21 protein-coding genes and 4 tRNA genes are annotated in these 24,269 nt (G+C 72.2%); 12 read left to right on the forward strand and 13 right to left on the reverse strand.

Annotated elements, in window-relative coordinates:
- The first annotated feature begins 150 nt into the window (after nucleotides 1–150).
- Nucleotides 151–507, forward strand: a complete 357-nt coding sequence (locus ACYVHQ_RS03700; RefSeq protein ID WP_460510784.1) for a DUF6188 family protein — start codon at nucleotides 151–153, stop codon at nucleotides 505–507.
- A gap of 164 nt (nucleotides 508–671) precedes the next feature.
- Here the strand turns inward: ACYVHQ_RS03700 and ACYVHQ_RS03705 are convergent, their stop codons facing one another.
- The 4 genes from ACYVHQ_RS03705 to ACYVHQ_RS03720 all read right to left on the reverse strand — a co-directional run bounded on the left by ACYVHQ_RS03705 (nucleotide 672) and on the right by ACYVHQ_RS03720 (nucleotide 3,815).
- Complete coding sequence (locus ACYVHQ_RS03705) at nucleotides 672–1,100, reverse strand: putative immunity protein (RefSeq protein WP_460510785.1); 429 nt, start codon at nucleotides 1,098–1,100, stop codon at nucleotides 672–674.
- 1,109 nt (nucleotides 1,101–2,209) lie between these two features.
- A complete protein-coding gene (locus ACYVHQ_RS03710) occupies nucleotides 2,210–2,737 on the reverse strand; it encodes a DUF4265 domain-containing protein (protein ID WP_460510786.1) in 528 nt (175 codons plus the stop codon).
- The gene (locus ACYVHQ_RS03715) at nucleotides 2,734–3,303 is read right to left on the reverse strand and encodes a recombinase family protein (RefSeq protein WP_460510787.1); all 570 of its coding nucleotides are present in this window, start codon (nucleotides 3,301–3,303) and stop codon (nucleotides 2,734–2,736) included. The genes ACYVHQ_RS03710 and ACYVHQ_RS03715 overlap by 4 nt, the downstream gene beginning before the upstream one ends.
- A gap of 439 nt (nucleotides 3,304–3,742) precedes the next feature.
- Nucleotides 3,743–3,815 (reverse strand) — tRNA-Val (locus ACYVHQ_RS03720).
- A gap of 194 nt (nucleotides 3,816–4,009) precedes the next feature.
- On the opposite strand from ACYVHQ_RS03720, the gene ACYVHQ_RS03725 reads away from it, so the two are divergent.
- The 3 genes from ACYVHQ_RS03725 to ACYVHQ_RS03735 all read left to right on the forward strand — a co-directional run bounded on the left by ACYVHQ_RS03725 (nucleotide 4,010) and on the right by ACYVHQ_RS03735 (nucleotide 4,342).
- Nucleotides 4,010–4,081, forward strand: a tRNA-Gly gene (locus ACYVHQ_RS03725).
- 67 nt (nucleotides 4,082–4,148) lie between these two features.
- Nucleotides 4,149–4,222, forward strand: a tRNA-Cys gene (locus tag ACYVHQ_RS03730).
- A 48-nt stretch (nucleotides 4,223–4,270) separates the two neighbouring features.
- Nucleotides 4,271–4,342, forward strand: a tRNA-Val gene (locus ACYVHQ_RS03735).
- A gap of 471 nt (nucleotides 4,343–4,813) precedes the next feature.
- Here ACYVHQ_RS03735 and ACYVHQ_RS03740 read toward each other — a convergent pair.
- Nucleotides 4,814–6,100 (reverse strand): ammonium transporter, encoded by a 1,287-nt coding sequence (locus ACYVHQ_RS03740; protein WP_460510788.1) that lies wholly within the window; start codon nucleotides 6,098–6,100, stop codon nucleotides 4,814–4,816.
- Between the two features lie 213 nt (nucleotides 6,101–6,313).
- Nucleotides 6,314–7,330 carry a cell division protein ZapE gene (gene zapE / locus ACYVHQ_RS03745; RefSeq protein ID WP_460510789.1) on the reverse strand — a complete coding sequence of 339 codons (1,017 nt, stop codon included), beginning with the start codon at nucleotides 7,328–7,330 and terminating at the stop codon, nucleotides 6,314–6,316.
- A gap of 188 nt (nucleotides 7,331–7,518) precedes the next feature.
- Here zapE and ACYVHQ_RS03750 point away from each other — a divergent pair, with 188 nt between their 5' ends.
- The 3 genes from ACYVHQ_RS03750 to ACYVHQ_RS03760 are packed head-to-tail and all read left to right on the forward strand — an operon-like array spanning nucleotide 7,519 to nucleotide 9,601.
- Entirely contained in the window at nucleotides 7,519–8,418 is a 900-nt protein-coding gene (locus ACYVHQ_RS03750; RefSeq protein ID WP_460510790.1) for a sulfurtransferase, read from the forward strand.
- Complete coding sequence (locus ACYVHQ_RS03755; RefSeq protein WP_460510791.1) at nucleotides 8,415–8,861, forward strand: SufE family protein; 447 nt, start codon at nucleotides 8,415–8,417, stop codon at nucleotides 8,859–8,861. The genes ACYVHQ_RS03750 and ACYVHQ_RS03755 overlap by 4 nt, the downstream gene beginning before the upstream one ends.
- Complete coding sequence (locus tag ACYVHQ_RS03760; protein ID WP_460510792.1) at nucleotides 8,858–9,601, forward strand: dihydrofolate reductase family protein; 744 nt, start codon at nucleotides 8,858–8,860, stop codon at nucleotides 9,599–9,601. The genes ACYVHQ_RS03755 and ACYVHQ_RS03760 overlap by 4 nt, the downstream gene beginning before the upstream one ends.
- Here ACYVHQ_RS03760 and ACYVHQ_RS03765 read toward each other — a convergent pair.
- A complete protein-coding gene (locus ACYVHQ_RS03765; protein ID WP_460510793.1) occupies nucleotides 9,537–10,775 on the reverse strand; it encodes an alpha/beta hydrolase family protein in 1,239 nt (412 codons plus the stop codon). The genes ACYVHQ_RS03760 and ACYVHQ_RS03765 overlap by 65 nt on opposite strands.
- A 137-nt stretch (nucleotides 10,776–10,912) precedes the next feature.
- Between ACYVHQ_RS03765 and ACYVHQ_RS03770 the strand changes: the two genes are divergently transcribed.
- The 4 genes from ACYVHQ_RS03770 to ACYVHQ_RS03785 all read left to right on the forward strand — a co-directional run bounded on the left by ACYVHQ_RS03770 (nucleotide 10,913) and on the right by ACYVHQ_RS03785 (nucleotide 16,162).
- Complete coding sequence (locus tag ACYVHQ_RS03770; protein WP_460510794.1) at nucleotides 10,913–11,509, forward strand: DUF3000 domain-containing protein; 597 nt, start codon at nucleotides 10,913–10,915, stop codon at nucleotides 11,507–11,509.
- Nucleotides 11,502–12,761: an HRDC domain-containing protein gene (locus tag ACYVHQ_RS03775; protein WP_460510795.1), complete on the forward strand. Its 1,260-nt coding sequence runs from the start codon at nucleotides 11,502–11,504 to the stop codon at nucleotides 12,759–12,761. Before ACYVHQ_RS03770 ends, ACYVHQ_RS03775 begins: the two co-directional genes overlap by 8 nt.
- Before the next feature lie 72 nt (nucleotides 12,762–12,833).
- On the forward strand, nucleotides 12,834–14,039 hold the full coding sequence (locus ACYVHQ_RS03780) for a thiolase family protein (RefSeq protein WP_460510796.1): 1,206 nt from the start codon (nucleotides 12,834–12,836) through the stop codon (nucleotides 14,037–14,039).
- A complete protein-coding gene (locus ACYVHQ_RS03785) occupies nucleotides 14,036–16,162 on the forward strand; it encodes a 3-hydroxyacyl-CoA dehydrogenase NAD-binding domain-containing protein (RefSeq protein WP_460510797.1) in 2,127 nt (708 codons plus the stop codon). Before ACYVHQ_RS03780 ends, ACYVHQ_RS03785 begins: the two co-directional genes overlap by 4 nt.
- A 105-nt stretch (nucleotides 16,163–16,267) precedes the next feature.
- On the opposite strand, the gene dxs is transcribed toward ACYVHQ_RS03785, so the two are convergent.
- The 5 genes from dxs to dut form a co-directional block, all read right to left on the reverse strand.
- Nucleotides 16,268–18,214 (reverse strand): 1-deoxy-D-xylulose-5-phosphate synthase, encoded by a 1,947-nt coding sequence (gene dxs / locus ACYVHQ_RS03790; RefSeq protein WP_460510798.1) that lies wholly within the window; start codon nucleotides 18,212–18,214, stop codon nucleotides 16,268–16,270.
- Nucleotides 18,215–18,335: 121 nt separating this feature from the next.
- Complete coding sequence (acnA, locus tag ACYVHQ_RS03795; RefSeq protein WP_460510799.1) at nucleotides 18,336–21,152, reverse strand: aconitate hydratase AcnA; 2,817 nt, start codon at nucleotides 21,150–21,152, stop codon at nucleotides 18,336–18,338.
- A 145-nt stretch (nucleotides 21,153–21,297) separates the two neighbouring features.
- The gene (locus ACYVHQ_RS03800; RefSeq protein WP_460510800.1) at nucleotides 21,298–22,053 is read right to left on the reverse strand and encodes a DUF3159 domain-containing protein; all 756 of its coding nucleotides are present in this window, start codon (nucleotides 22,051–22,053) and stop codon (nucleotides 21,298–21,300) included.
- A gap of 7 nt (nucleotides 22,054–22,060) precedes the next feature.
- Complete coding sequence (locus ACYVHQ_RS03805; RefSeq protein ID WP_460511234.1) at nucleotides 22,061–22,732, reverse strand: DUF3710 domain-containing protein; 672 nt, start codon at nucleotides 22,730–22,732, stop codon at nucleotides 22,061–22,063.
- Between the two features lie 77 nt (nucleotides 22,733–22,809).
- Entirely contained in the window at nucleotides 22,810–23,265 is a 456-nt protein-coding gene (gene dut, locus ACYVHQ_RS03810; protein ID WP_460510801.1) for a dUTP diphosphatase, read from the reverse strand.
- 39 nt (nucleotides 23,266–23,304) lie between these two features.
- On the opposite strand from dut, the gene ACYVHQ_RS03815 reads away from it, so the two are divergent.
- Nucleotides 23,305–23,760, forward strand: coding sequence for a DUF3093 domain-containing protein (locus ACYVHQ_RS03815; protein WP_460510802.1), 456 nt, complete (start codon nucleotides 23,305–23,307; stop codon nucleotides 23,758–23,760).
- Here the strand turns inward: ACYVHQ_RS03815 and ACYVHQ_RS03820 are convergent.
- The gene (locus ACYVHQ_RS03820) at nucleotides 23,735–24,031 is read right to left on the reverse strand and encodes a DUF4193 domain-containing protein (protein ID WP_460510803.1); all 297 of its coding nucleotides are present in this window, start codon (nucleotides 24,029–24,031) and stop codon (nucleotides 23,735–23,737) included. The genes ACYVHQ_RS03815 and ACYVHQ_RS03820 overlap by 26 nt on opposite strands.
- Nucleotides 24,032–24,269: the final 238 nt, after the last annotated feature.

Below are 24,269 nucleotides of genomic sequence, written 5' to 3' on the forward strand. Positions count from 1 at the left end.
GCAGAAATGACCAATCAGGACTCCGCCGCCGCCGGATCGGCATGCGCATCCTCCGCAGACCCTGACCGTTCAGGCTTCGAAGACCACGGCCCGGCTTTGTCCACAGCGATGCCGCCGCGCCGCACCGCTGATGTGGTGGCGTGACACGAGGTGTACGGCCTTCCTCTCGATCTCGATCTGTCCTTCTGGTCCGGCACGACACTGGACCAGGTCTGCATCGGCCAGAACGACGTCCAACTGAACTTCTCCCTGCCGACCGTGCGCCTCTCGGTCCAGACGAGCTACCGCGTCACTACGAGCACCGGCAGCTCGACCTACGAGAGCGCACGGACGGGGGCCAGCCATCTGGTTGACCTACTCGGCATGACGGTCACCCGAGCGTTCGACAGCGGGCAGGGGACGCTTCGAATCGAGTTTGGCGAGTCGAGCTCCCTCGAGGTCTTTGATGACGATCCGCACTACGAGTGCTACCAGGTCAAGCACGACGGGCGAATTATCGTCGTGTGAGGCGGGTGCGCTCGTGCCAGCTTGGTGGCGCCAGACGCGCCCGCGCCCGCGCCCGCAGCAGGATCGGCCACCGGACGGACGCGCCGGTAGGTCGCTCCCCCGTAGCCGCAGGGCTCGGCCTGTCTCGAGAGGTCAGTCCGAAACTGATCTCGGTGACGGATCGGCTATTGGACGCCGTCGACGAAGACGTAGGCGGCGAACTGCGGTGGCACGTGCTCGCGCTGCCACGCCAGTTCGACGTCGAGGGCAGAGCCGGAGAGAGCCTTCCTCGTGTACCGGGCGATCTCACGACTGTGACCGGCCATGTGCGCCACGGCCATAGCTTGACCAACGACCCGTGCAACCGCCGTCGCCTCAGGCGAGCGCGCTTCACGAGCTGCCGCGTGGCAGCCGAAAGCGAGCTTGCGCATAGCTCCGACCCCAAGCTGCTCGGCGGTGAACAGCTCGGAGCCTGCCAAGGCATCACGTAGGCGACTGTCGCTGGGCGAGTCGGCGTCAAAAATCGGAAGCAGTCGCACAGCACACGCGCTCGTCCACGTAATGAGCTGCCGGCGCTCGGCGTCGGACAGGGTCAGGTCTGCAACGTCGATCACGGGCTCAGCATCCCAGGTGAGCCCCACTGACCCATCGTCTATCGCGACACAGCGCATGCCTCAGCCGAAGGGCAGAGGCGATGTCATGTCAGCGCGTGCAAGCAGCAGGCCGGCCCCGATGACGAGAGCGGCAATAGGCAACTCCGCAGTGACCAACCACCGAGTCCGCTCGCCACGGCCCAGAGCACGCCGATGACCACGGCCGCCGCCAGCGCAAGCGTGCTCAGCGCCTGCGTGGCGCTCTGTGCCTCAGGATCACCGATGGAGGCCATCACCACGATTACGACGAGCCCGAGCAGGACCCCCACGCCACCGGCTGCGCTACCGACGATTGCGGCTCTCTCCTAGTCAGAGGCCATCTGGCCCCACCTCACGAGCCTCTGGTGACGGCGAGACCCTAAGTGCTCCGTGACCTCGCAGGGTAACCCTCCCGGGAGAACGAGGTACGCGCGGACTTGCTCCCCAGTCTTGAACTGCAGCAGGGATCGGTGCAGCGCACGTCGTTCGCGGTCGTCGAGTCGGGCGAGGTCGTGTGCGCCCCACCGCGCGGCCTGGTCGGGGTTGCCTACCCGCCGGTAGAACTCGGAAAGAGCGTCGCGGTAGGCGAGCTCACCGGGTTCGCGGCGCGCCCACACGAGCAACGAGTCCCAAGCGGCACGGTGCTGACCGTCGTCGAAGCGAGCGCGAGCAGCATCGACGATCTCTTGCGCGGTTCGGGTTGGCACGAACGGCTCCGATCGTCGAAAAGTGGACATAGGCACGTTAGCGCCGTACCAGACTGCGGCACCCTAAAGGCCGGAGACGGATCGTCTAACGGGACCGTCGAGTCGCTAGCCTCGGCATCATGACGACCAGCCGAGCATCTAAGCGCCGAGCTGGCGCAGTCTCGACCATCGCGGGGGCCTTGATGCTGCCCCTGGGCTTCTTCGTCATCGCGGGTTGGCGCGATGAGTCCGGGGCGGTGGTCCCGATGGGAGTGGCTGTCATCGTCGCTGGCATCGTCGCCGGCGTTGGGGGCCTTCAGCTCCGCTGGGGGCGACGTCAGCAGTAGGTCACGACCGTCTCGGTACCCGAACATGGATCCTTTGTCGGACGATCGTGGCTGCGCCTCAGAGGGCGGCCCACTCCTTGCTGACGTCAGATTCCTCGACGTGCCAGCGGCCAGAGGCGACGCCGGCTGCAAGCAGCGTCTTGGCGCTGGCGAGGTCCGAGCCTGGTGGCAGATCGAGGGCCAGCAGACGAGGACGCTCCATGCTCTCGCCGCTCACCCCATGGGGCTCAAACTCCGCCACGACGTGCTCCAAGGGATCCGCCGGGTCGGTCGTGATGATCCGCACCGTGAGGCTGCCGCTTCTCTGGACTCGTTGGATGAACCAGATCACGCCGTCCTCATCGGGCGCCCCGCGGACCAAGTCGCCGTTCGAGAGGCCGAAGGCGAAGAACGGTGCGTTGGCGAGCAGGTACGTCCCTCCGGGGTGCTCCTGTGCCCACAGCCCCTCCGACTCAGCAGGCGGCCAACCGTCGTCCTGCTCGAGCCGCACCCGGACACGGACGTAGGGCTCTGTCGCAAGCGCTTCGGGCCCGCCAGCGAAGGACTGCCTCGACGAGGCCTTGCCTCGCCGGAAGAAACTCCTCATGCCTGCTCCCCTCGTTGGATCGCACGATAAACCGTCGAACGGGCGACGCCGAAGAGCTCGGCGATCTCGCTGGTGGTGTGGGCGCCGGTGCGGTGCAGCTGCACGAGGTGCTTCTCCTGCGACGGGGTGAGCTTGGGCTTGCGTCCGCGGAGCTTGCCGGCGGCCTTGGCGATCGCCATGCCCTCGCGGGTGCGGGCACGGATGAGGTCGGCCTTGAACTCGGCCACCATGCCGAGGACGTTGAAGAGGAGCCGGCCGACGGGGTCGGCGGGGTCGTAGACCGCTCCCCTGAGGTTCAGGGCCACGCCCTTCTTCGTGAGCTCGTCGGCGATGTCCGTCGCATCCCGCAGCGACCGGGCGAGGCGATCGAGCTTGGTGACGACGAGGACGTCGCCGGCACGGCACGCAGCTAGTGCCTCGCGCAGGCCCGATCGCGCTCGAGTCGTCCCCGACAGTCCGTGGTCGACGTGCACGTGCTCGTCGTCGACGCCGAGCGCCTTCAGGCCGTCACGTTGGGCGGCGAGATCTTGCCTTGAGGTCGAGACGCGGGCGTATCCGATGAGCACGAAGCGACTGCAGCGTTCAGACCCCTTTCACCGGGCATTTGTGCGGGACAGGCATACGCGGATGCGCAGGCCAGGCGTCACTTGACCGCAGCTGGGCAAAAGCAGCTCGAGAAGGTGTCCCGATGAACGACCGCGCTTCCAACGAGCATGTAACGCGTACCGCTGGGCACGCAGACGCGATCCGACAGCACTAAACGGCGCCCGTGACGGCGCGCCGGCATGATGACCTGGGTCGTCAGCCGGGAGCGCGCTGGGCCGCTCCAGGGGTCAGTGACGGTGATGCCGAGATGAACGCCCGACAGCACGGGGTCATCACGGCGAGGAACATCCGCTCGCATCAGCCCAGCTCGGGTCCAGAGCGTGTCCAAGGCCAGCACCAGCTGCCCTCTTGGACTCCCGGTATACGAAAGAAGCCCCGGCTGACCGGGGCTCATTCTCGTGGGCGATACCGGGCTCGAACCGATGACCTCTTCCGTGTGAAGGAAGCGCGCTACCAACTGCGCCAATCGCCCGTGTGGGACTCGTCGAGCGTAGTGCACCGACCGCGTCCGGCGCGAACCGGCGCGCTCATCGGCGCGTCGACCAGGGCCCGTGCGCGGCGCGCAGGAGCCTCAGGCAGGCCCCGCGAGACACGAACATCGCTCGATTTGTGGTCGCCCCAGGACGTGTGTATTGTCTTCCTTGTTCGCAGGAACGCGAACGAAATGCGGATGTGGCGCAGTGGTAGCGCATCACCTTGCCAAGGTGAGGGTCGCGAGTTCGAATCTCGTCATCCGCTCGAGTGAAAGCTCACCAGAGAGGTGGTCCACCAACTGGTGGACTTCCCTCTGGGGGCCGTTCACCATGGTGGAGTGGCCGAGAGGCGAGGCACCGGCCTGCAAAGCCGTTCACGCGGGTTCAAATCCCGTCTCCACCTCCACCCGACGAAGGCCCCTGTCTCCGTCAGGTCCACAACTGAACACGACATGAGCGATTGGCGCAGCGGTAGCGCGCTTCCCTGACACGGAAGAGGTCGCTGGTTCGATCCCAGTATCGCTCACACACAGAAGGCCCCCGGTTCTCCGGGGGCCTTCGTCGTTCCCCGGCACGTCGCGCCGCTGACCACCACCTGACGGACCACCGCCCTGGTCCGCTCCGCCCCGCACCCGACCTCCCCGCACCCCGTCGTGGCCTCCTGCCGATCCGCGACGCCACCCCGCGCCTCCTGCCGGCCCGCACCTCCTGCCGGCCCGCACCTCGTGCGGTCGCCGAGCGCCGAACGCGACAGCGCCGGACCGACACGCCGCACCCGAGCCCCAGGAGGACGCCCCACCTGCCCCGGCGGTCGCCTTGTCGGCCGGAGGACGGCAGCGGTGCGGAGACGTCCCAGGAGACCGGACGTCCCCCGGGGCGAGCGACGAGGAGCACTCGGGGCGCCGACAGGCGGAGAGCCGGCAGGAGGCCCGACGCGGTCCGGGGACGACGGAGGGCCCCGACCGGGTGGTCGGGGCCCTCGACGGTGCGCGACGGGTCAGTGGCGGCTGTTCTCCAGCACGTACCCGGCCTCGCCGTGGATCGCGAGGTCGATGCCGGCGACCTCGTCCTCGTTCTTGACGCGGAACCCGATGGTCTTCTCGACGGCCAGGCCGATGAGGAAGGCCAGGACGAACGAGTAGACCAGCACGGCCACGGCGGCGAGGGCCTGGATGCCCAGCTGCTCGAACGAGCCCGAGTAGATCAGGCCGGTGTCGCGGGCGAAGATGCCGAGGTAGAGCGTGCCGATGAGGCCGCCGACGAGGTGGATGCCCACGACGTCGAGCGAGTCGTCGAAGCCGAGGCGGAACTTGAGGTCGATCGCGAGGGCGCAGACGGCACCGGCGACGAGACCCAGGACGAGGGACCAGCCGGGCGTGAGCGAGGCGCAGGCGGGGGTGATGGCGACGAGGCCGGCGACGGCGCCCGAGGCGGCACCGACCGACGTGGCCTTGCCGTCCTTGACCTTCTCGACGACGAGCCAGCCGATGATCGCGGCGGCGGGAGCGCCGATCGTGTTGATGAAGGCGACCGCGGCGATGCCGTCGGCGGCGAGCTCGGAACCGGCGTTGAAGCCGAACCAGCCGAACCAGAGGAGGCCGGCGCCCAGGAGGACGAAGGGCGGGTTGTGGGGCTTGTCGGCGCCCTTGGCGAAGCCGACGCGCTTGCCGAGCACGAGCGCCAGGGCGAGGGCCGCCGCACCGGCGTTGATGTGCACCGCGGTGCCACCGGCGAAGTCGATGGCACCCAGCTGGGCGATCCATCCGCCGTCGACGACCGAGCCGTCGTCGCCGAGCGTGAAGTTGAAGACCCAGCTCGCGACCGGGAAGTAGACGACCGTCGCCCAGACGCCGGCGAAGACCATCCAGGCGCCGAACTTGGCGCGGTCGGCGATGGCACCCGAGATGAGTGCGACGGTGAGGATCGCGAAGGTGGCCTGGAAGGCGGCGAAGGCCATGGTCGGGTACGCGGCGTCGCCACCGGCGACCGCGTCGACGTAGAGCTGCTGCAGGCCCAGGGCGCTGGGGTCGATGCCGAACACGCCGTCGATGCCGACGAAGCTGGGCGACGCCGCAGGACCGTCCGGGCCGTTGGAGAAGGCGATCGCGTAGCCGTAGAGCACCCAGAGGACGCCGATGAGGGCCATGGCCCCGAAGCTGAGCATCATCATGCTGATGACGCTCTTCGCCTTGACGAGCCCGCCGTAGAAGAAGGCGAGTCCTGGGGTCATGAGCAGCACGAGTGCTGCGGCGATCAAGATGAAGGCGGTGTTGCCCTGGTCCATGGTGAGGTCACCTCTCGAGTGCTGTGCCGGGGAGGCACCCCGGCCCCGGCCGCGTCGCCGCGCGTGCCCGGTGGTGCCTGAGGTGCGGGACCAGTGTCGCGAGGGGACGTTTCACCGCCCGGTCGCCCCTGTTTCGGCGACGTAACGAGATGGCACCCGGTGTGAACAGCGTGTTACCGACGTCGGGCGCACCGCACCGTGCGCGCTGCGCCCTCAGAGCGACGTGAGGGCCACGAGCCTCGAGACGGCCCGCAGGTACTTCTTGCGGTAACCGCCGGCGAGCATGTCGTCGCCGAAGACCTGGTCGAGCGGCGTGCCCGAGGCGACGACCTTGACCTGGGCGTCGTAGAGGCGGTCGACGAACGCGACGAGGCGCAGCGCGCTCGTCTGGTCGGCGAGCGGCGCCACGTCGCGGAGGGCGACGACGTCGAGCCCGTCCAGCAGCTTCACGTACCGGCTGGGGTGGACGGTCCCCAGGTGCTGCACGACGGCGGCGAAGTCGTCGAGCGCGACGGTGCCCCGCTCCCCCGCCACCGCGGCGTCGAGGTCGTCGACGACGCGGGCCGAGGCGCTCGTCTCCCGCCGGCGGTAGTCGTGCCCGTCGATGCGGAGGGTGGTGAAGCGGTCCGACAGGCCCTGGATCTCGCGGAGGAAGTCCGCGGCGGCGAACCGGCCCTCCCCGAGCGCGGCCGGGGGCGTGTTCGACGTCGCGGCGATGCGGGTGCCTCCGTCCGCCAGCTCGCCCAGCAGGCGGGTCATCATCATGGTGTCGCCAGGGTCGTCCAGCTCGAACTCGTCGATGCAGACGAGCGACGCACCGCGCAGCTGGTCGGCGGCCCCCTGGTACCCGACGGCGCCCACGAGGGCCGTGTACTCGATGAACGTGCCGAAGTAGCGGCGACCGGGCGTCCGGTGCCACAGGGCGGCCAGCAGGTGCGTCTTGCCGACGCCGAACCCGCCGTCGAGGTACAGGCCGGGCAGGAGGTCGGGGCCGGCCGCGCGCCGGCGGAACAGGCCGCGACGGGCGGGCCCGGCGCCTCCGGCCCCGAACGCCGCGACCGCGTCGCGCGCCTCCTGCTGCGACGGGAAGTCGTCGTCGGGCCGGTAGGTCTCGACCGAGGCCTGCTCGAACTGACGGGGCGGGACGAGGTGCGCGACGATCTCGGCGCCCGTGATGGTGGGCTGGCGGTCGGTGAGCGACAGCACCGTGCTGCGGGGGTCGGACGGCATCGGGCGGCCTCGTCGGGCTCGGGCGGCCGGGCGACCGGTCGCTGGTCTGTGTCAGGGTGGTCCGTGCGCGGGCGGCTCGCAGCGAGGCTGCGTACCCTCGACGGGCACGGCACGGCCGAGTCTACGTCGACCGTGCCGCACCGACCGCCCCCGGGACCAGCCCGGGGACCGCACCAGTGAGGACCAGCATGCCCGTCGCCCCCGACCCGTCGCCCCGCTTCTCCGAGTACGCGCACCCCGAGCGCCTCGTGAGCACCGAGTGGCTCGCCGAGCACCTCGGCGAACCGGGCCTCGTGGTGGTCGAGTCCGACGAGGACGTCCTCCTCTACGAGACCGGGCACGTCCCCGGCGCGGTGAAGGTCGACTGGCACGTCGACCTCAACGACCCGGTGCAGCGCGACTACATCGGGCCGGAGGCCTTCGCCGAGCTCATGTCGAGCAGGGGCGTCGCCCGCGACAGCACGATCGTCGTCTACGGCGACAAGAGCAACTGGTGGGCGGCGTACGCCCTGTGGGTCTTCTCCCTCTTCGGCCACGAGGACGTCCGCCTGCTCGACGGCGGCCGCGCGGCGTGGCAGGCCGAGGGCCGCGAGCTGACCACCGACGAGCCCGTCGTCGCCCGCGCCGACTACCCGGTGGTCGAGCGTCGCGACGAGTCGATCCGCGCCTTCAAGGAGGACGTCCTCGCGCACCTCGGGAACCCCCTCGTCGACGTGCGCTCCCCCGAGGAGTACAGCGGTGCGCGCACCACGGCACCGGCCTACCCGGAGGAGGGCGCCCTGCGCGCCGGGCACATCCCCAGCGCGCAGAACGTGCCGTGGGCCCGGGCCGCGGCCGAGGACGGCACCTTCCGCCCGATCGCCGACCTCGACGCCGTCTACCGCGAGGGCGCGGGCCTCCGCGACGGCGACGACGTCGTCGCGTACTGCCGCATCGGCGAGCGGTCGAGCCACACCTGGTTCGTGCTGCACCACCTGATGGGCTTCGAGCGCGTCCGCAACTACGACGGCTCCTGGACCGAGTGGGGCAGCGCCGTCCGCGTCCCGATCGTCCAGGGCACCGAGCCGGGCGAGGTGCCGGCCCGGTGACCGACGCGACCGTCCTCCCCGCCTCCCTGGCCGAGATCCGCGACGAGTTCCTCGCCCTCGGGCTCAAGGACCGCCTCCAGCTGCTGCTCGAGTTCTCGGGCGAGCTGCCCGAGCTGCCGGCCCGCTACGCCGACCACCCCGACCTGCTGGAGCGCGTCGAGGAGTGCCAGTCCCCCGTGTACCTCTTCGTCGAGGTGACGGAGGGCGTCGTGGGCGTGCACGCGACGGCGCCCCGCGAGGCGCCGACCACGCGGGGGTTCGCCTCGATCCTCGCCCAGGGCCTCGACGGCCTCACGCCCGAGCAGGTGCTCGACGCCGTCCCCGACGACTACCCCCAGACGCTGGGGCTCACGGAGGCGGTGAGCCCGCTGCGCATCCGCGGCATGACGGGCATGCTCGCCCGGGTCAAGCGCCAGGTGCGCGCCCGGCTCGCCGGCGCGTGATCCTCGAGTCGCTGCTCCCCGCCGGAGCCGCCCCGCTCGACGCGGCCACGGACGCGGGCCGGGCCGAGCTGCGGAGGCGGTACGCGCCTCCTGCGGGCGAGTGGCTGCGCCTCAACCTCGTCGCCGCGGTCAGCGGGGACGCCGCCGGGGGCGACGGGACGTCCGACAGCCTCAGCAACCCGGTCGACCGGGCCGTGCTCGCGGCCGTCCGGGACCTCGCGGACGCCGTGCTGGTCGGGGCGGCGAGCGTCCGGGCCGAGGGGTACCGGGTGCCCCGGTCGGCGGCGCTCGTCGTGCTCACGGCGAGCGGCGACCTCAGCGGGCACCGGCTCGATCCCGAGCGGGCCGACCGCGTCGTCGTCGTGTGCCCGGAGGCCGCGGTCGCCACGGCACGGGCGGCCCTGGGCCCGGCGGTCGCCGAGCTCGCGACCGTCGTCGCCCTGCCCGACGACGGCTCCGGGCGCCTGGAACCGTCCGCCGTGGTCGCCCTCCTGCGCGAGCGCGGCCACCGCTCCCTCGTCTGCGAGGGCGGGCCGTCGCTCGCCGGGCAGCTGCTCCGTGACGGCCTCGTCGACGAGCTCTGCCTCACGACGTCACCGGTCGTCGTCGGGAGCGGCCTGCCCGCCCTAGGCAGCGAGCGGTTCGACGCCTCCCACCTGGAGCTGGTGCAGCTGCTCAGGGACGCCGACTCGGCCCTCTACGCGCGCTGGACGGTGCGAGGCGGGCCAGCCACCCGCTGATCGCCCGGTCGAAGCGCTCGGGGTCGAGGTTCCAGAGCTTGGTGTGCCGTGCGACCGTGAACACCTCGAGCTGCACGAGGTCCGGGCGGGCCGCGGCCAGGGCGTGCGACGCGGTCGAGGGGACGAATCCGTCGTCGTCGCTGTGCAGCAGGAGGACGGGGACCGACAGCCGGTCGGCGTGCGCCACGAGGTCGAGACGGTCGAGGTCGATGGGCGCGCGACGACCGCTGACCCGGCTGAGCAGGGGCGAGGCGAGGACGCGCAGCACGACCTCCTGCACGGGCCGCGGCAGGTGCATGGCGTCGCCCTGCGCCCGGAGGGTGGTCCGCCAGTCGACGACGGGCGACTCGAGCACGATCCCCGTCACGAGCTCGCGGCCGGAGGCCCGGGTCGCCGCCTGCAGGACCGTCGCGCCGCCCATCGACCACCCGACGAGCACGACGTCCGTGGCACCGCGGTCGGCGACCCAGCGCAGGGCCGCCTCGACGTCCTCCCACTCCTCGTCGCCCAGGGCGTAGCGGCCGTCGGGCGAGCGGGGTGCCTCGCCGTCGTTCCGGTACGAGACGACGAGCGACGACCAGCCGGCGTCGCGGAAGGGCGGCACGGTGCGGAGCGTCTCGGCGCGGGTGACGCCGCGTCCGTGGACGGCGATCATCCAGCGCCCGCCCTGCAGGTCGCCGCTGTCGGCGTCGCTCTCGCGCGCGGGCACGACCCAGGCCGGCGCACCCCCGTGGGGCGTGGGCACGGTCACCTCGTCGAAGGGCAGGCCGGCGTCGCCCGGGTCGAGCCACCACCAGCCCCCGAGCCGCCCGGAGCGGGCCGTGCGGAGGTCGCCGGCGGTGACCCGCTCGACGACGCGCTCGACCCGGCGGCCGTCGTCGCGGAGCACCTCGCCGAGGCGGGCGTGGCCACGGCCCCGGTCGAACCAGAAGCTGTAGCGCCCGGGGAGCCGCGTGTCCGCGTCGCTGCTCAGCGTCACGGCGGCCCCGTCGGCCGCCACCGAGAGCACGCGCACGTCGTCGGAGCGTCGACGAGCGGGCGTGACGATGAGGCGGGCGCCCGCGACCACGCCCACGGCGAGGGCGCCGAGGGCCGTCACGGCGACGCCGCCGAGGGTCAGCCCCAGCACGAGCAGCGGGCGGGATCGGTCGGTGCGGGCGGCGGTGTCGGCCACGGGCGGCTCCGGTCGTCGTCGGGCACGGGCGTACTACGGCGCTGCCGCACGCGTCGCGGGCCTGCCGCGCGGACGCGGGTGCCGGGGTCCCGGCGTGCCGCCCGCCTGTGCATCTGCTTCGAGCCTAGTCTGCTGGGGTGTCCAACGAACCAGGGTCGACGCCCTTCCCCGCCGAGTTCGCGGCGGCCGTGGACAGCCTCCGACGCGCCACCGCGCGCGACGAGCTGAGCGTCACCGAGATCCCCGCACCCGGCGGCCTGGCCGTGCACGCGCTGGCCCTCGCGGGCGACGTCGTGGGCGCCTCCGGCCGCGCCGACGCCGACCTGGGGACCGGCCGCTTCGTCCTCCTCTGGGACGACGCCGAGCCCGAGGCCTGGGGCGGCCCCCTCCGCGTCGTGGCCTACGCGCAGGCACCGCTCGAGACCGAGCTCGCCCTCGACCCGTTCGTGGCCGACGTCGCCTGGAGCTGGCTCGTCGACTCGCTCGACGCCCGCGGCGCACGCTACGCGGTGCCCTCCGGCACGGCCACCAAGATCCTGTCCACCGGCTACGGCGAGCTCGCCGACCAGGGCGACGGCGCTCAGCTCGAGCTGCGCGCCTCCTGGAGCCCGACGTCGACCGAGCTCGCGCCCCACGTCGAGGCGTGGAGCGAGCTCGTCTGCACGCTCGCCGGACTGCCACCCACCGTCGAGGGCGTGACCCTCCTGGCCTCGAGGAGGGTCGGTCGTGCCTAGCCCCTCCGACGCCGTGTCCGTCGATCCCGTCGTCCGCACCGCGGACTCCGTCCACGGCGAGGTCGACGTCATCGCCGACCGCGAGGGCTACCTCGCCGCCGTCGAGGTGCTCCGTGCCGGCGAGGGCCCGATCTCGATCGACGCCGAGCGCGCCTCCGGCTACCGCTACTCGCAGCGCGCCTATCTCATCCAGGTCTTCCGGCGGGGCGCCGGGCTGTTCCTCTTCGACCCGCCCGCGATCGGCCGCTTCGACGAGCTGCAGGAGGCCGTGGGTCGCGAGGAGTGGGTGCTCCACGCCGCCAGCCAGGACCTGGCCTGCCTGCGCGAGGTCGGCCTCGACCCCGAGCGCATCTTCGACACCGAGCTCGGGGCCCGCATCGCGGGGATGCCCAAGGTCGGCCTCGGCGCGGTGGTCGAGCAGCTGCTCGGCGTGCACCTGGCGAAGGAGCACAGCGCGGCGGACTGGTCCACGCGGCCGCTCCCGCAGAGCTGGCTCGTCTACGCGGCGCTCGACGTCGAGCTGCTCGTCGACCTGCGCGACGAGATGGAGCGCGTCCTCGACGAGGCCGGCAAGCTCGCCATCGCCCGGGAGGAGTTCGCCGCGACCCTCGCGAAGGAGGCCAAGCCGGCGCGCGTCGACCCGTGGCGCAAGCTCAACGGCCTGCACACCGTCCGGGGCGGCCGCGGCCTCGCGGTCGCTCGCGAGCTCTGGCTCGCCCGCGACGAGTACGCCCGCGAGGTCGACACGGCGCCGGGCCGGCTCGTCCCCGACGGCTCGCTCGTCGCCGCCGCCAAGGCGCTGCCCGGCGACAAGCGGGCCCTGGCCGGCCTCAAGGAGTTCGTGGGTCGGGCCAGCCGCAGCGAGCTGGACCGGTGGTGGGCCGCCGTCGAGCGCGGGCTCGCGACCAGCGACCTGCCGTCGAGCCGTGGTCCGTCGTCCGACGCCCTGCCCCCGCCCCGTTCGTGGGCGGACAAGGCGCCCGAGGCCGACGCCCGCTACAAGGCCGCCCGGCCCCGCGTCGCCGCCGTGGCGGAGGGCCTCGACGTCCCCGTCGAGAACCTGCTCACCCCCGAGCACCTGCGCCGCGTGTGCTGGGACGCGCCCTCGCCCTCCGGCCCCGGCGAGGTCGCCACGGCCCTCCTGCGCCTGGGGGCCCGACCCTGGCAGGTCCGGGCGACCGCCATCGAGATCGCCCAGGCGTTTGTCGAGGCCCGCCAAGCGCCTCCTGCCGAGGCCGCCGCCGCTTCGTAGGAACCCACGGACGATCCCTCCCCGAGGGGGCGGCCTCCCTAGGATCGGAGCGTTCCGAGCACTGGAGGCAACGTGGCCGAGAGAACAGAAGTCGTCTTCGTCGACGGGGTCCGCACCCCCTTCGGGCGAGCGGGCGAGAAGGGCATGTACTGGGGGACCAGGGCCGACGACCTCGTCGTCAAGGCCATGAAGGGCCTCCTGGACCGCAACCCGTCGCTGCCCCCCGACCGCGTGGACGACGTCGCCGTCGCGGCGACGACCCAGACCGGCGACCAGGGCCTGACGCTGGGCCGCACGACCGCCCTGCTGGCGGGACTGCCCCGCAGCGTGCCGGGCTTCGCCATCGACAGGATGTGCGCGGGTGCCATGACGAGCGTCACGACCCTGGCCGGGGGCATCGCCTTCGGCGCCTACGACGTCGCGATCGCCGGCGGCGTCGAGCACATGGGACGGCACCCGATGGGCTTCGACGCCGACCCGAACCCCCGCTTCGTCGCCGAGAAGCTCGTCGGCGGGGACGCCCTCAACATGGGCGCCACGGCGGAGCGCATCCACGACCGGTTCCCGCAGCTGACGAAGGAGCGCAGCGACCGCTACGCGCTCCGCTCGCAGCAGAAGCTGGCCGCGGCCTACGAGGCGGGCCACATCCAGCCCGATCTCGTCCCCGTCGCCATCCGCACGGGGACGGGCTGGGGCCTGGCGACCCGTGACGAGGCGCCCCGACCGGATACGACCCTCGAGGGCCTCGCCGGCCTCCGGACCCCCTTCCGACCGCACGGCCGGGTCACCGCGGGCAACTCCTCCGGGCTCAACGACGGGGCCACGGTGAGCCTCCTGGCCAGCGCCGACGCCGCCCGCGAGCTCGGCCTCGGCGTCAAGATGCGCCTGGTGAGCTTCGCGTTCGCCGGCGTCGAGCCCGAGGTCATGGGCCTCGGTCCGGTGCCCTCGACCGAGAAGGCGCTGCGCAAGGCAGGGCTCGGCATCGACGACATCGGGCTGTTCGAGCTGAACGAGGCCTTCGCCGTGCAGGTGCTGTCGTTCCTCGACCACTTCGGCATCGACGACGACGACGCCCGCGTCAACCCCTGGGGCGGTGCCATCGCCGTCGGCCACCCGCTCGCGTCCTCGGGCGTCCGCCTCATGATCCAGCTGGCGCGCCAGTTCGAGCAGCACCCGGAGGTGCGCTACGGCCTCACCGCGATGTGCGTCGGCCTCGGGCAGGGCGGGAGCGTCATCTGGGAGAACCCGCACTGGACGAAGAAGGCAGGCCGCAAGTGACCACCTCCACCGACGCACTCCTCGAGCTCTCCGCCGACGAGGTCGTGACGCACGCGACGGTCACCGACGTGCCGCTCCCCTCCGGGGGCGTGCTCGCGCTCGTGACCCTCGACAACGGACGCGACCACACGCGACCGAACACGCTCGGGCCGGTCTCGTTGCACGAGCTCGGCGACGCCCTCGACGCCCAACGGGCCCGCGCGGCCCGGGGCGAGATCGCGGCCCTCGCCGTGACCGGCAAGCCGTACGTCCTCGCGGCCGGCGCCGACCTCAGCAAGGTCGGCCAGATCCCCAGCCGCGACGTCGCCCTCGAGCTGGCCCGGCTGGGCCACGCGGTGCTCGGCAAGCTGCACGACGCGGGGGTGCCGACGTTCGCCTTCGTCAACGGCCTCGCCCTCGGCGGGGGGCTCGAGATCGCCCTGCACGCCGACCACCGCACCCTCGACTCCTCGGCCGCCGCGCTGGCGCTGCCCGAGGTGTTCCTCGGCATCGTGCCCGGGTGGGGCGGGGCCTGGTTGCTGCCCAACCTCATCGGCATCGAGGGCGCCCTCGAGGTGGTCGTCTCGAACCCGCTGAAGAACAACCGCACGCTGAAGCCCGCCCGGGCCGCCGAGCTCGGCATCGTCGACGTCGTCTTCGACGCGACGGCCTTCCTGGAGGACTCCATCCGCTGGGCCGACGACGTCGTCACCGGGAGGGTCCGCGTCGAGCGGCCCCACGCCCCCGGTCGCCTCGAGCGGGCCGTCAAGTGGGACGCTGCCGTGAAGATCGCCCGGGGCCAGCTCGAGCAGCGCCTCGGCACCGTCGCGAAGGCGCCCTACGCGGCCCTCGACCTGCTCGCCGCCGCGAAGCGCACCGACCGCGCCACGGGCTTCGCCGCCGAGGACGAAGCCCTCGCCGACCTCGTGGCCGGCGACCAGTTCCGCGCGAGCATGTACGCCTTCGACCTCGTGCAGAAGCGCGCCAAGAAGCCGGCGGGAGCCCCCTCCCCCGACCTCGCGCGGCGCATCGGCAAGGTCGGCATCGTGGGCGCCGGGCTCATGGCGAGCCAGTTCGCGCTCCTCTTCGTGCGCCGCCTGCAGGTGCCGGTGGTCATCACGGACCTCGACCAGGCCCGGGTCGACGCGGCCGTGTCGCGCATCCGCGCGGAGATCGTCGCGCTGGCCGAGAAGGGGCGCATCTCCCCGGACGAGTCCAACCGGCTCGAGGCGCTCGTCGTGGGCACCACGGACCTCGCCGACTTCGCCGACGCCGACTGGGTCATCGAGGCCGTCTTCGAGGAGCTCGAGGTCAAGCAGCAGGTCTTCGCCGACGTCGAGGCCGTCGTGGGCGAGGAGACCGTCCTCGCGACGAACACCTCGTCGCTGTCGGTCGCCGAGATCGGGGCCCGACTGGCGCACCCCGGCCGGCTCGTGGGGTTCCACTTCTTCAACCCCGTGGCCGTCATGCCGCTCGTCGAGGTCGTCCGCACAGGCAGCACCGACGAGGCCACGCTGAGCACGGCCATGGCCACCGCGAAGGCGCTGCGCAAGAGCGCCGTCATCACCGCGGACTCCCCCGGCTTCGTCGTCAACCGCGTGCTCGCGAGGCTGCTCGGCGAGGCCATGCACGCGGTCGAGACGGGCACGCCGTTCGAGGTCGTCGACCGGTCCCTCGCACCCTTCGGGCTGCCCATGACGCCGTTCGAGCTGCTCGAGCTCGTCGGGCTCACGGTCGGCGCGCACGTGCTCGACACGCACCACGCGGCCTTCCCGGACCGGTTCCACCGCAGCGAGGCCCTGCACCGGCTCGCAGAGCACGGATCGATCCTCGAGCGCGACGCCAAGGGGCGGCGCAAGGGCTTCGACCGTGAGGCGGTCCGGCTCGCGGCGGGCAGGGGCACGGCCCTCAGCGAGGACCAGCTGCGCCGCCGCGTCGAGGACGGCCTCGCCGACGAGATCGGCCGCATGCTCGACGACCACGTCGTCGCGGCCGCCGAGGACGTCGACCTCTGCCTCGTGCTCGGGGCCGGGTGGCCGTTCCAGATGGGCGGAGTCACGCCCTACCTCGACCGGGTGGGGGCCTCCGAGCGGGTCCGCGGGCGCCCGTTCCACGATCCCCTGGTCCGCGGCGTCGACCGCTGACGGTCCGACGACGACGGCCCCCTCGCACCGGCGAGGGGGCCGTCGTCGTCGGCCAGGGGCCCCGGTGGTCAGGAGGCGGACGCCCCGTCCGCCCCGTCGACCCGGTCAGTCGCGGCGCGCCTCCGCGCTCGGGGACTCTGCCTCGTCGTCCTCGAGGGGCCGCGCCACCGGGATCTTGCTGCCCAGGACCTGCGCGACGACGTCGCGGGCGATGTGCTGGGGCGTGAGGCCGACCTCCTCGAGGATCTCGGCCCGTGAGCCGTGGTCGAGGAACTCGTCCGGAAGGCCCAGCTCGGTGACCGCCGTGTCGACGCCGGCGCGGCGGAGGTCCTGGCGGACGCGCGTGCCGATGCCGCCCACGCGGACGCCGTCCTCGATGGTCACGACGAGACGGTGCTCGCGGGCGAGGTCGATGATCGAACCGGGGACGGGCACGACCCACCGGGGGTCGACGACGGTCGCGCCGATGCCCTGGTCGGCGAGCCGCTCGGCGACGTCGAGGCCCGTCGTGGCCATGGGGCCCACGCAGACGAGCAGCACGTCGGGGCGCCCGCCGCGGGCCAGGACGTCGACCCCGTCGTGCAGGCGCTCCAGGGCCTCGTGCTCGGCGCCCACGGTGCCCTTCGAGAAGCGCAGCACCGTCGGGGCGTCCTGCACGGCGACGGCCTCACGGAGCTCCTCGCGGAGGCGACTGGCGTCGCGCGGCGCGGCCAACCGGATGTGCGGCACGACCTGGAGGATCGCGAGGTCCCACATGCCGTGGTGGCTGGGCCCGTCCGGGCCCGTGACGCCGGCGCGGTCGAGCACGAACGTCACGCCGGCCCGGTGCAGGCCGACGTCCATGAGGACCTGGTCGAAGGCACGGTTGACGAAGGTGGCGTAGAGGGCGACGACGGGGTGCAGGCCCGCGAAGGCCAGCCCCGCCGCGCTCGTCACGGCGTGCTGCTCCGCGATGCCCACGTCGAGCACGCGCGTCGGGTGCGCCTCGGCCATCTTGTGCAGGCCCACCGGGCGGAGCATGGCCGCCGTGATGCCCACCACGGAGGGGTCGTCGTCGGCGATGGCGAGGACCTCGTCCGCGAAGACGCTCGTCCACGAGCGGGCGGCGGTCGTCCCGAGCGGTTCGCCCGTCTCGGGGTCGATCTGCCCGACCGCGTGGAACTGGTCCGCGACGTCGGCGCGCGCGGGCTCGTAGCCGCGGCCCTTCTCGGTGATGGCGTGCACGATCACGGGCGCGCCGTAGTCGCGTGCCTGGCTGAGCGCCTCTTCCATGGCCGCCTGGTCGTGCCCGTCGATCGGCCCGATGTACTTGATGTCGAGGTTCGAGTAGAGCGCCTCGTTGTTCGTGAAGCGGCTCAGGAACCCGTGCAGCCCACCGCGGACCCCCCGGTAGAGCGCCCGCCCGGGGTGCCCGAGGTGGCCGAAGAACTGCTCGCTGCCCCGGTGGAGGTCGCGGTAGGTGCTGCGCGTGCGGACGGTGTTGAGGAACCGCGCCATGCCGCCGATGGTGGGCGCGTACGAGCGCCCGTTGTCGTTGACGACGATCGTGAGCCGACGGCCGTTGTCGTCACTGATGTTGTTGAGGGCCTCCCAGGTCATGCCGCCCGTCAGGGCGCCGTCGCCCACGACGGCGACGACGTGGCGGTCGGCCTGGCCCGTGAGCTGGAACCCGCGCGAGATGCCGTCCGCCCACGAGAGCGAGCTGGACGCGTGGGACGACTCGACGATGTCGTGCTCGGACTCGCGGCGCTGCGGGTAGCCGGCGAGGCCACCGCGGAGGCGGAGGCCGCTGAAGTCCTGGCGCCCCGTGAGCAGCTTGTGCACGTAGGACTGGTGACCCGTGTCGAAGACGAACGCGTCGTGCGGCGAACGGAACACCCGGTGCAGGGCGAGCGTGAGCTCGACGACGCCGAGGTTCGGCCCCAGGTGGCCGCCGGTCTTCGACACCTCGGTGACCAGGAACCGCCGGATCTCGCCCGCCAGCTCGACCATCTGCTCGCCGTCGAGCGCGTCGAGGTCGCGCGGATCGTGGATCGTCTCGAGAATGGCCATCTGTGGCTCCTTTCCGCCTACTGGACAGGAGGCAGCCGGTCCCAGTGTAGGCACCGCCCCCGGACGTCGCCGGGAAGGCCCCCGGTCCGCGCGGCGCGGACGGGGGGCCTCCGGTCGGGCCTCAGACGAGGCTGCGCAGCACGTACTGCAGGATGCCGCCGTTGCGGTAGTAGTCCGCCTCGCCGGGGGTGTCGATGCGGACGACCGCGTCGAACTCGATCGTCGAGGCTCCGGGTCGCGAGTGCTCGGTCGGCTCGGCCACGACGTGGACGGTGCGCGGCGTCGTGCCCTCGTTGAGCTGCTCGAGCCCGCTGATGCTGATGCTCTCCGTGCCGTCGAGGCCGAGCGACGCCCAGCTCTCGCCCTCGGGGAACTGCAGCGGCACGACACCCATGCCGATGAGGTTCGAACGGTGGATCCGTTCGAAGCTCTCGGTGATGACCGCCTTGACGCCCAGGAGGTTCGTGCCCTTGGCCGCCCAGTCGCGCGACGACCCCGAGCCGTACTCCTTGCCGCCGAGGATCACCAGGGGCGTGCCCTGCTCTTGGTAGCGCGTGCTCGCGTCGAAGATGAACGACTGCGGGGCGTCGGGCTGCGTGAAGTCGCGGGTGTACCCGCCCTCGACGCCGTCCAGCAGCTGGTTCTTCAGGCGGATGTTCGCGAAGGTGCCCCGGATCATCACCTCGTGGTTGCCCCGGCGCGAGCCGTACGAGTTGAAGTCCTTGCGGTCCACCCCGTGCTCGTCGAGGTACCGGCCGGCGGGGCTGTCGACCTTGATCGACCCCGCGGGGCTGATGTGGTCGGTGGTGACCGAGTCGCCGAGGGCCGCGAGCACGCGCGCGCCCGAGATGTCGGTGACGGGGGTCGTCTCGAGCGTCATGCCCTCGAAGTACGGGGGCTTGCGCACGTAGGTCGACTCGGCGTCCCACTCGAACGTGGCACCGGTGGGCGTGGGGAGCGAACGCCAGCGCTCGTCACCGTCGAAGACGCCGGAGTACTCGTGCACGAACATGTCCGTGTCGATCGACGAGTCGATGGTCTGCTGGACCTCGGCCGCGTCGGGCCAGATGTCGCGCAGGTAGACGTCGGTGCCGTCCTCGCCCGTGCCGAGGGCGTCCCGGTCGAAGTCGAAGTTCATCGACCCGGCCAGCGCGTAGGCGATCACCAGGGGCGGGCTCGCCAGGTAGTTCATCTTGACGTCGGGGTTGATGCGGCCCTCGAAGTTGCGGTTGCCCGAGAGCACCGCGGTCACGGCGAGGTCGGCGTCCTGGACGGCCGCCGAGATCTCGTCCTCGAGGGGGCCCGAGTTGCCGATGCAGGTGGTGCAGCCGTAGCCCACCGTGTAGAAGCCGAGGTCCTCGAGGTAGGTCGTGAGTCCGGCCTTCTCGTAGTAGTCCGTGACGACCTTGGAGCCGGGGGCCAGCGTGGTCTTCACCCACGGCTTGGCCTTGAGGCCCTTCTTGCTGGCGTTGCGGGCCAGCAGCCCCGCGGCGAGCATCACCGACGGGTTGGACGTGTTCGTGCAGGACGTGATCGCCGCGATGGCGACGGCGCCGTGGTCGAGGGTGAAGGACGAGCCGTCCTCCAGGGAGACCTGCGTCGGCTTCGTGACCCTGGCGGGCGCGTGCGAGGTGTGCGAGTGCACGTGCTCGGCGTCCTGGTCGTCGTCCTCCGCCGTGAAGCCGATCGGGTCGGACGCCGGGAAGGTGCCCTCGACGGCGGCGTCCACCACGGAGTGGTCCGTGGTCGCGTAGTGCTCGAGGTCGACCTCGAACTGCGACTTCGCGGCCGTGAGCTCGATGCGGTCCTGGGGGCGCTTGGGCCCGGCGATGGAGGGCACGACCGTGGCGAGGTCGAGCTCGAGGTACTCGCTGAAGGCGGGCTCGACGCTCGGGTCGTGCCAGAGGCCCTGCAGCTTGGCGTAGGCCTCGACGAGCTCGACCTGCTCCTCGCTGCGGCCCGTGAGGCGCAGGTAGTCGAGGGTCACGTCGTCGATGGGGAAGATCGCGGCAGTCGAGCCGAACTCGGGGCTCATGTTGCCGATCGTGGCGCGGTTCGCGAGCGGGACCTCGGCGACGCCCTCCCCGTAGAACTCGACGAACTTGCCGACCACGCCGTGCTTGCGGAGCTCCTGCGTGATGGTGAGGACGACGTCGGTCGCCGTGACGCCCGTGGGGATCGCGCCGGAGAGCTTGAAGCCCACGACCTTGGGGATGAGCATCGACACGGGCTGGCCGAGCATGGCCGCCTCGGCCTCGATGCCGCCGACGCCCCAGCCGAGGACGCCGAGCCCGTTGACCATCGTCGTGTGGGAGTCGGTGCCGACGAGCGTGTCGGGGTAGGCCTGGAGCACCCCGCCGACCTCGCGCGCGTAGGTCACGCGCGCCAGGTACTCGATGTTGACCTGGTGCACGATGCCGGTGCCCGGCGGGACGACCTTGAAGTCCTCGAAGGCCGTCTGCCCCCAGCGGAGGAACTGGTAGCGCTCGCCGTTGCGCTCGTACTCGATCTCGACGTTGCGCTCGAGGGCGTTCGCGGAGCCGAACAGGTCGGCGATGACGGAGTGGTCGATGACCAGCTCGGCGGGGGCCAGCGGGTTGATCCTCGTCGGGTCGCCCCCGAGCTCGGCGACCGCCTCGCGCATGGTCGCGAGGTCGACGATGCAGGGCACGCCGGTGAAGTCCTGCATCACCACGCGCGCCGGGGTGAACTGGATCTCGGTGTCGGGGTCCGCCTCGGGCCGCCACCCGCCGAGGGCCCGGATCTGCTCGGCCGTGACGTTCGCGCCGTCCTCGGTCCGGAGCAGGTTCTCGAGCAGGACCTTGAGGCTGAAGGGCAGCCGCTCCGAGCCGTCCACCGCGTCGATGCGGTAGACCTCGTAGTCGGTCGACCCGACCCTGAGACCGTCCTTCGAGCCGAAGCTGTTGATCGCTGACATGTGCCGTCTCCCTTGCTGACTGCGCCCCATCTTGACCGGGGACCTGGTCGTGCGCCAGTCAGGGGACCCTGGGTGCGGCAGTGCACCCCGGCCCGGCTCCTGGCATGTGTCTCGATGTCGAGACAAATCTAGCACCGGAGGCGCGTCAGGCCTCGCGACCGCTCGGTGCGTCGGCCTCGGCGCGGCCCCGGTAGACCGTGCGCACCAGCAACCAGGTCACCCAGAGCAGGGCGGCGTAGAGCGGGACGCCCATGACGAGCTTGGCGGCCGCGAGGGGCGTCACCGCGCCGGCGAGGTAGAGCGGCAGCTGGACCGCGAGACGCGCGGCGAACAGGCCCGCCCACAGCCACGTCGCCAGGACGAGGACCCGGCGCTTGGCGCGGTCCTCCCGCCAGGCCGTTCCCTCGTTGGTGAGCAGCCCGGCCACGACGCCGACGAAGGGCCAGCGCACGGCGAGGCTGACCAGGAGGCCCGTGAGGCTGACGGCGTTCACGAGGAGCCCGGGGACGAAGTTGTCCTCCGCCCGTCCGGTGAGCAGGGCCAGGGCCGCGCTGACCGCGATGCCCAGGACCCCCACGAGGGCCTGCGCCACCGGGCCGCGCTGCACCGCGCGGGCGACGACGAAGCAGAGGGCGACGCCGAGCGGGACGAGCACGGCGGGCGCGAGCTCCCGCGTGAGGGTGAAGACGACGACGAAGACGAAGCCGGGCAGGATCGACTCGACCAGCCCTCGCACGCCGCCGATGGCCGAGAGCAGGGCGCCGGCCGTCGGCACCTCCCCCGGGGCGACCTGGCCGATGCCCGCCCGCCTCGCGGCGGTGCGCAGCTGCTCGGTCAACGAGAGGGCGGGGTCCTCGTCGGGCGTGCGACCGGCCTCCCCGGTCGCGGCGTCGTCGGGCACGGCGACCTCAGACCGCGGTCGACCCGGTGCCGGCGTCGCCGGCGGCGGCCTTCGGCATGCTGAGGGGGATGAGGTCGCGCGGCGGCATGGGGGTCGTGCCCCGGACGACCACGACGCTGCGGAAGAGGTCCTCGATCTTCTCCGCCGCCTCCGCGTCGACCGTCGCCTGGCCGGCGATCACGCCACGGAGGAACCAGCGCGGTCCGTCGACGCCGATGAACCGCGCCACGCGCTTCGTCGTCGTGTCGCCGCCCATGACCGGGATCTCGGCGCGCACCTCGGGCCCGAACGGGCCGTCGACCTCGGCGGTCGTGCCGCCCTGACGGTGGATCTGCTCCACGATCTGCTCGCGGATCTCGTTCCAGAGGCCCGCACTGCGCGGCGCGGCGAACGGCTGGACCTGCAGCGTGGACCGGGCGAAGTCGAGCCCGACGGCCACGACGCGCTTGCTGCCCTCCTCCACCTCGAGGCGCAGGTGCAGGCCCTCGCGCGGCAGGATCTTCACGCCGCCCAGGTCGACGTAGGGACGCACCGGGTTCGCCTCGGCCTCGTCGAGCGGGCCGGCCTCGGCCCGGTCGGCCGGTGCCGACTTGGAGTCGTCGAAGACGTCCGCCTCGGCGGGCTCGAGCGACTCGACGTCGACCGTGACGTCGTCGACGTCGGCCTGCTCGACGTCGATCGGGACCTCGGAGGGCTCGACGCCGGCGTCGGGCTCGACCGGGGCGGCCGGCTTGGTGCGGCGCAGCTGCAGCTTCTTCACGGTGCTCCTTGGTGGGTACGGGCGTAGCCGGTCGATCCGAAGCCGCCGGTGCCGCGGGCGCTCTCGGGGAGCGCGTCGACGGGCACGAAGCGGGCCCGGACGACGGGCACGACGACGAGCTGGGCGATCGCGTCGCCGACGGCGATCTCGTGGTCGGCGGCGCGATCGGTGTTGAGCAGGGTCACCTTGATCTCGCCGCGGTAGCCCGCGTCGACGGTGCCGGGCGAGTTCACGACGGTGATGCCGTGCTTGGCGGCCAGCCCGCTGCGGGGGACGACGAAGGCGGCGTGCCCCTCGGGGAGGGCGATCGAGACGCCCGTCCCGACGAGGGCGCGCTCCCCCGCGCGGAGGACGAGCGCCTCGGTGGACACGAGGTCGGCACCGGCGTCGCCGGGGTGCGCGTAGGTCGGGACCTGGTCGGCCAGGATCGGCACGTCGAGGGTCTGGGTCACGTGTCGAGGGTAGTGCAGGAAGTCTGGTCGAATGGTCCCATGCCGACCTACCGCGAGCGACTGCTCCCCCCGATCGCCCTCTTTGTCGCCACCGCCCTGCTGCTGCCCGCCACGCTCCTCGTGTTCGTGCCGATCAGCGTGCCCGTGGGGGTCGTCGTCGCCGTCGCGCTCTACGCCGCGGTCGTCGTCGCGCTCCTGGCCTCGAGCCCGGTGCTCGTCGTCGACGAGGAGGGCTTCCGGGCCGGTCCCGCGCGCCTCCTGCCGGCCGAGGTCGGCGAGGCGACGGCGCACCGCGGTGCCGACGCCACCACGCAGCGAGGGCCCGGGCTCGACGCGCGAGCCTGGACCCTCTTCCGTGGTTGGGTGTCGCCGGTGGTGCGCGTCGCGCTCACCGACGAGGCGGACCCTGCTCCTTACTGGCTCGTCTCCACCCGTCGGCCGGAGGAGCTGGTGCGGGCCCTCGACGACCTCAGGCGGCGCACTCCCGGCAGATAGGGCCGAGCTTGGTCTCGTGGTCGAGCTGCGAGCGGTGCTTCACGAGGAAGCACTCCACGCAGGTGAACTCGTCGACCTGCGGGGGCAGGACGACCACGTCGAGGTCCAGGTCGGAGAGGTCCTGGCCGGCCAGCTCGAAGCTGCCGGGGTTGTCGGCGTCGTCGTTGTCCACCACGCCGGACATCTTGTCGGGGACCCGCTCCTTGAGCGCCTCGATCGACTCGGAGCCGTCGTCGTCGTTCTTGCGAGGTGCGTCGTAATCGGTGGCCATGCCCGTCCAGTTCTGTGGTGATCGTGTGTCCGAAGGGACTCGTGCGCCGTGATCGGCGGGCACAGTTTGCATCAGTCGCCCACAAACCGCAAACCCGTTCGAACGGCCTCCGGGAGCGGGTCCCGGAGCCCCTCGCACCCCCTCCAACGCACGGCGCGCCCGGTGTGTTCCCGGGCCCGGGAGCCGCGCCGTGCGACCCTTGCGCCGAGGCCTCGCGCGCACGACGCGCGACGCTTGT

This window comes from Frigoribacterium salinisoli (assembly GCF_054781095.1).

What these genes read in the sequence shown, in the direction of transcription:
- acnA (WP_460510799.1), bottom strand. Translation starts at nt 21,152, where the DNA reads ATGTCAGCGATCAACAGCTTCGGCTCGAAGGACGGTCTCAGGGTCGGG.
- dxs (WP_460510798.1), bottom strand. Translation starts at nt 18,214, where the DNA reads ATGGCCATTCTCGAGACGATCCACGATCCGCGCGACCTCGACGCGCTC.
- zapE (WP_460510789.1), bottom strand. Translation starts at nt 7,330, where the DNA reads ATGCCGTCCGACCCCCGCAGCACGGTGCTGTCGCTCACCGACCGCCAG.
- ACYVHQ_RS03710 (WP_460510786.1), bottom strand. Translation starts at nt 2,737, where the DNA reads ATGAGGAGTTTCTTCCGGCGAGGCAAGGCCTCGTCGAGGCAGTCCTTC.
- ACYVHQ_RS03820 (WP_460510803.1), bottom strand. Translation starts at nt 24,031, where the DNA reads ATGGCCACCGATTACGACGCACCTCGCAAGAACGACGACGACGGCTCC.
- ACYVHQ_RS03815 (WP_460510802.1), top strand. Translation starts at nt 23,305, where the DNA reads ATGCCGACCTACCGCGAGCGACTGCTCCCCCCGATCGCCCTCTTTGTC.
- ACYVHQ_RS03750 (WP_460510790.1), top strand. Translation starts at nt 7,519, where the DNA reads ATGCCCGTCGCCCCCGACCCGTCGCCCCGCTTCTCCGAGTACGCGCAC.
- ACYVHQ_RS03740 (WP_460510788.1), bottom strand. Translation starts at nt 6,100, where the DNA reads ATGGACCAGGGCAACACCGCCTTCATCTTGATCGCCGCAGCACTCGTG.